Raw genomic sequence first — 6,000 nt, 5'->3', positions numbered from 1 at the left:
TTCAGTGACTGCCAAATATTAAATTATATCTCAAGTATTTCGATTCACAAAAGACAGACAAGAAAACAATAACAGATGCTAAAGCCAGTAAAGGTTCCAATTGTGTTGATTGGGGACAAGTATATCACAGAATAGCTAAATCATTAGGTTATGATGTGCAGTTTGTCCATGTTAAATGTCGTGTTAGTGGAACTGGCCATATCAGGTTAAGGTTAAGACATAAGAAACATACTGGAGGAAACTGGATTAACCGTGATCCAGCTGCAGTTGCAGATACCACTTCAGGTAATGTAAGATCAATATGGTGTGAAGATGGAAATGTGATAGCTATTGATCCAAGTTGGATATTTACAGATTTGTACAGTAGTTAATACTCTTTCAAATCTTTTTTCTTTTTTAATCATCAAATAGTTTTTTTATTATCAATTTTTTTTTAAAAATAAGTTTTTCAGTCCCACGCAGATTTTTAGAGGAAAATGGGTTTGCATATAATGGGTTCTTTTAGCATGATTTTTTTCTGCCTGGAACTGTAATGTAACATTAAATGTGTTAATGTAATGTTACATATGTTAAAGATGAATTACCTCATATATAAATATTTCGTTTTTAATTTTTACATAAAAAAGTTAATATTTTCTTTTTAATTAATAAATGAAGTTTAATAAACTTAAATTTTTAATTTTACAATATTTTAGATTATTTTTATTTTTCATATTTGAATTTATAGTTGTTTTAATTAATTTAATGGGATTTAATTAGTTTTTTATAAAATAGAAAAGTTTATATACTATGTAATTTAACATTAACATAAGTAATTAGATTTTAACATAATTACTGAAGTACTTAAATACTTTTTGCAAAAATGACTTAATTTGTGGATTACTATGAGAACCATGATTAAATATTTAAGACAGGAGCTCAAAATGAGCCAAAAAGAACTTGGGGATAAGGTTGGCGTTACCCGACAAACCATTAACGCACTGGAAAATGGTAGGTATAACCCATCCTTGTTTCTGGCATATGAAATAACCCAGGTTTTTAATAAAATGTTATTTAAAGGAGATCGAGAACAATACTTTGTTATGGAAGATATATTTATTTTAGACGATGATTACTATTAGGAGTTAAAAAAATGATTTTAGACATATATAAAGACGCACTAGAATATTCAGCAAAGGACTGGAAAACATTGGTCATACTGGGCGTAATTGCATTGTTCAGTTTCTTATTGCTTCCGGCTTTCTTAATTACAGGTTACAATTACAGAGTTATCAACAATGCAGTACACGGTATCATTAACGGAAGAGACCCTCTACCTGAATTCAATGATATAATAGACATGTTTGTAGACGGGGTAAAAGTCGTTATCGTTCAAATTGTTTATCTGATTATACCAGTAATCATATTTTTCATATTTGCAATTATTGCAGGAAATTTATCTGGTTTTGCATCAGCAGCGGTAATGGTCATAGGATGTTTGTTGACATTGGTTGTCGGCATTGCATCATGCTTAATGTGTCAAATGGGATTATGTCACATGGCATACCATGAAGGCGCATTTTCAAAGGCATTTGAATTTAGGGAAATCAAAGAGGTAATTGATGAAATCGGATGGTTTGAATGCATTGCAACATACATTGGATTGATAATCATAACTCTTGTAATTTCATTTGTTGTGACTGCACTCATTGGATTGGTATTCACAGTATTTGGAATTTCCGGAGCTGTTTTAGGAGCTAACACTGGTGGAATATTTGTATTTGGAGCAATGGTCAATTTATTGATAAGCATGTTCATTGTTGGACCGTACTTAAGCATATTCAATGCAAGATCCATCGGATTGTTATATACAATGCAAATATAAGGTGATTTGATGGCAAGCATAACTGATTATGTGGGTGAGGGGCTAAAGTATCCTTTCAATGATGTGAAAAAGCTTTTAAGTTTTGGTGCGTTATTCGCACTCTTAAACTTATTATCTACAGCAATAAGCATTAAGAATTTGGACATCTTTAGAGCAGTAACAAGAGAAATCAACCAATCAAATGCTACAGCATTGTCCCTAAAGTTTACACAACTACCTGCAAATGACATTTATCTTGTAGCTGCTTTGGGAATTGTCAGTTTCATAATCACATTGTTTGTGATGGGATATCAGTATAATGTTGTCAAATTTTCAATAGACAAGAAAGATGACCTTCCGGGGTTCAGCGACATATTAAATATATTTGTAAATGGAATCAAGATTTTAATCGTAACAGTTGCATATAACATTATTCCTGTAGTCGTATTAATCATTGGAATCATATTAACCGGTGATTCATCAGCACTTCCTGTTATTGCAGTGATTTCAGCAATTCTGTTTATAATTGCATTCTTCCTCCAAATCATGGCTGTCAACAATATGGTTGCAAATGACAGTCTCAAAAAAGCATTTGATTTTGGAGAAATCACTGACAAGATTGCAAATCTTGGATGGGGAAAATACATTGGAATAGTTATATTTACAATCATCATATTCATGATTGTCAATGTTGCAGCAGGATTCATATTGAGTTTCCTCACTTTATTGTTTGCAAGAGCTTTCAATCAGGCAATAGTCATATCTGCATTCATTGGAATACTTGAAGGGTTATTCATAACATCTTACACTAGTGTATTTTACAATAGGGTCTGCGGATCAATCTATAGGGAAGCTATTAAGTAGAATGTTTTAAACATTCTATTTTTTCATTAAAATTATGGGGGAGATAATTTGAAAATGAATTCAAAAATATTATGTATTTTCATAGCTTTTTTGGCTATTTGTATGATAATTTCAGCTGCAAGCGCAGTTGATTTGGTAAATAATTTCAGTAATGGCGATTTTGAAGTAAAAGTTGCTTCCGGAACTAATTTCACAGATAGTGTAAACGTTGCCACAAATAACATGAAATTATTAATATTTGAAAATTCAGGCATTGATTCCAGCGACGTGAATTCAATAATTTACTTTAAGGATTCTACAGCTGATAAAAATCAGGTAAATGGTTTTATAAAAGACTTGGAAAAGGATGGATCTAAAGTTGAAGAAACCGATAAGTATGTTGCTTTAAAAAACGGTCAAAATTCAAATGATTTTGATATTTCAAATAACATTGATGGATTTTTTAACATTGCGGGCAGTATCTTTTCATCTGATGGTTTGAATGTGTCTGCTGATGATAATTCAATTTCATTATCAAGCAATGGTTTTAAAGTTTCAAGTGCAGATGGTGAGAATGTATCCATCACATCTGATGGTGTAAGTGTTTCTGGTAATTCGTCTGCAGGTAATGAAACAGTTAACGTTTCAAGTGATTTGGATTCAAATATTAAAAATTCCGATTATTCAATTTATATGAAAAATCAGAACAACGGTGAGGTCATTGTTATATCTGGAAATAATTTGGAAGTATTGAAATCAATGGCCGAAACCGTTTCTTTTAATGGGAATTAAACTTTTTATTCTCATTTATTTTTTTAATTTTTTATAGGGGATTTTAACATGGTAGACTACGTCATCAAAACAAACAATTTGTCAAAAATATATTTCAAAAATAAAGTTGTAAATTCAGTTAATATGCATGTTGAAAGAGGAAAAATCTATGGACTTTTAGGTAAAAACGGTGCTGGAAAGACCACAACAATGTGCATGCTTTTAAATCTTACATATCCAAGTGAAGGGGAAATATTTCTCTTTGGAAAAAATCCTAAAAAACATTCCAATGAAATTTATCCAAAAATAGGTTCAATCATTGAAACTCCTGGATTTTATGAAAATTTAACGGCTTATGAAAATTTGGAAATCATTGCTAAACTGAGGGGAGATTATAATCCGTTCAATATCAGTTCAGTACTTGAAATGGTTAATTTAAGCCAAGCAAAATCAAAAAAATTCAAGGATTTTTCATTAGGCATGAAACAGCGTTTGGGAATTGCAGCAGCAATTATGCACAGTCCTGAGCTATTGATACTGGATGAACCCATCAATGGCCTTGATCCATTTGGAATTAAGGAAATTCGTGCATTGCTTAAAAGATTGTCCCATGAATTTGGAATAACTATTCTAATTTCATCTCATATCTTGAGTGAAATAGAAAATCTTGCCGATGTCATAGGTTTCATGGACAATGGCATTCTGATAGAGGAGATGTCCAGGGATGAGTTATTCAATAGACTGGATAAATTTGTAGAGTTTGAAGTATCAGACATTGATTTGGCAGTAAATATTTTCAAAGAGCTGGAACTTAGAGAAAATATTGATTTCACAGTCAATGGAAATATAATTCGTTTGTATAGTCATTTGAACATGAGAGATAAGTTCAATGCAATATTTGTCAAAGCAGGAATTGATGTGAAAAAGGTAAATCTGTGTGAAGAGAATCTGGAAGAGTTTTTCACAAGATTCGTTTCTAATAATTAAAGGGGAGATTAGATGTTGACTTTTATAAAGATGGAATTTTTAAAACTTAAAAGATCCAAAATATTTTTGTTAAGCATAATAGGAGCCATTCTTCCGCCATTGCTCATGTTTATTGCTGTAACTTCATTTGATGAAGGGCAAACTTTTGAAGCATTATTCACTAATGTCAATATGTACATGTCGGCGATGTTTGCAGTCATGATATTTGCAATAATCATATCATATCTGTTTGGCAGGGAATACAATGAGCATACCCTAAAGACAATGCTGACTATCCCTGTGTCAAGAGGAAAGTTTCTGATAAGCAAATATGTCATGTTTCTGGTTTGGATTGTTATTCTAACAGTGGTGACAAGTCTTTCAACACTCATATTTGGTTTTGCAGCAGGTCTTGAAGGATTCAGTGTAAATCTGTTTTTAGACAGTTTCACTCAGCTTCTCTATGCAAATGTACTGTTATTTTTAACATTCTCTCCATTTGTATTCATTTCACTGCTGATAACAAACATGGTTCCTGCGATGATTGGAGGTGCAGGCCTGTCATTGGTCAATTTGATGGTATATGGCCAAAAATGGGCTCCATTCGTTCCCTGGACATGCCCATATTTAATCGCATCAGGGGAGATAACCGAATATGCAACAAGCATTAGTGTATCGTATAGCATTATTTTAGCCACTTTTGTAATTGGATTAGTGATTTCATACATTTACTTTACAAGAACGGATGTTTCACTTTAGACATTACTCTTCAAATGCTCTATGCATTGGTTTAAATACTGCAATGTCAAAGTATATTGTGGGGGGATATAATGAATGATTTTGAAAATCAAAAATTTTGTCAATCATGTGCAATGCCTTTAACAGATGAACTTTTTGGAACCAACGCAGATGGCACCAAAAATGAAGACTACTGCATGTACTGCTTTAATGACGGTGAATTCACATCTGACATGTCAATGGAAGAAATGATGAATTTCTGCATTGAAAAGATGGTTGAAGTTCATCCTGAAATGGATAAAAATCAAGTCTCTGCCATGATGAGAGAGGTATTTCCAAAATTGAAAAGATGGGCAAACGACTGATTTCCCATCAAATATTCTTTTTTTTGCCTTAACGAGGATGTGACACGAAGTCAGTATTTTTTTTAAATTAAAAAAATTACAATTAAATTTAATTTGTGATGTATTGATATTTGTAGATAATTTATTTTATAGTAAATATTAAATATAAATTTATCTTTAAAATGCAAGAATACCACAACTTCTGCAAGTTGTGGATGAATTGCACTATTGGGTGTACTGTCTTTTTTAATTAATTTTATTGTGTTTTATTTTATTTGCGTTTTTTTGAGGCTATTTTATGTCATGAATTTTTATTCAGTATACTTTTTTGTTATTGGATTATTAAATAATTGCTTTGGGTATGAAAAATTGTTTTGGGTTTGAAAAATTGCTCTGAGTTCGTTATTCGATTACTTTTCAAATGCTCTCTCTTATTTTTTATATAGGGGTAATTATAAATGAGATATTATTCAATTAAATGTGATTTTAATTGTT

The 6,000-nt window shown here is 31.4% G+C and carries 8 protein-coding genes; all 8 read left to right on the top strand.

Annotated elements, in window-relative coordinates; all coding sequences use genetic code 11:
• Positions 1-8: 8 nt before the first annotated feature.
• The 8 genes from Q0P94_RS06640 to Q0P94_RS06605 all read left to right on the top strand — a co-directional run bounded on the left by Q0P94_RS06640 (position 9) and on the right by Q0P94_RS06605 (position 5,526).
• Complete coding sequence (locus tag Q0P94_RS06640) at positions 9-371, top strand: hypothetical protein (RefSeq protein WP_367270217.1); 363 nt, start codon at positions 9-11, stop codon at positions 369-371.
• A gap of 513 nt (positions 372-884) precedes the next feature.
• A complete protein-coding gene (locus tag Q0P94_RS06635; protein WP_295114969.1) occupies positions 885-1,121 on the top strand; it encodes a helix-turn-helix transcriptional regulator in 237 nt (78 codons plus the stop codon).
• Positions 1,122-1,132: 11 nt separating this feature from the next.
• Positions 1,133-1,864, top strand: a complete 732-nt coding sequence (locus tag Q0P94_RS06630; RefSeq protein WP_295114967.1) for a DUF4013 domain-containing protein — start codon at positions 1,133-1,135, stop codon at positions 1,862-1,864.
• 9 nt (positions 1,865-1,873) lie between these two features.
• Positions 1,874-2,707, top strand: a complete 834-nt coding sequence (locus Q0P94_RS06625; protein ID WP_295114966.1) for a DUF4013 domain-containing protein — start codon at positions 1,874-1,876, stop codon at positions 2,705-2,707.
• Between the two features lie 54 nt (positions 2,708-2,761).
• Positions 2,762-3,478: a hypothetical protein gene (locus tag Q0P94_RS06620; protein WP_295114964.1), complete on the top strand. Its 717-nt coding sequence runs from the start codon at positions 2,762-2,764 to the stop codon at positions 3,476-3,478.
• Between the two features lie 48 nt (positions 3,479-3,526).
• Positions 3,527-4,444 (top strand): ABC transporter ATP-binding protein, encoded by a 918-nt coding sequence (locus Q0P94_RS06615; protein WP_295114962.1) that lies wholly within the window; start codon positions 3,527-3,529, stop codon positions 4,442-4,444.
• Positions 4,445-4,456: 12 nt separating this feature from the next.
• The gene (locus Q0P94_RS06610; RefSeq protein ID WP_292741396.1) at positions 4,457-5,182 is read left to right on the top strand and encodes an ABC transporter permease; all 726 of its coding nucleotides are present in this window, start codon (positions 4,457-4,459) and stop codon (positions 5,180-5,182) included.
• 71 nt (positions 5,183-5,253) lie between these two features.
• Positions 5,254-5,526 (top strand): zinc ribbon domain-containing protein, encoded by a 273-nt coding sequence (locus Q0P94_RS06605; protein ID WP_295114961.1) that lies wholly within the window; start codon positions 5,254-5,256, stop codon positions 5,524-5,526.
• Positions 5,527-6,000: the final 474 nt, after the last annotated feature.

It is taken from the genome of uncultured Methanobrevibacter sp., assembly GCF_946184425.1.
GTDB lineage: Archaea > Methanobacteriota > Methanobacteria > Methanobacteriales > Methanobacteriaceae > Methanocatella.
The sequence above is the reverse complement of the archived record's forward strand: the minus strand, read 5'-3'. Positions and strand labels throughout refer to the sequence as shown.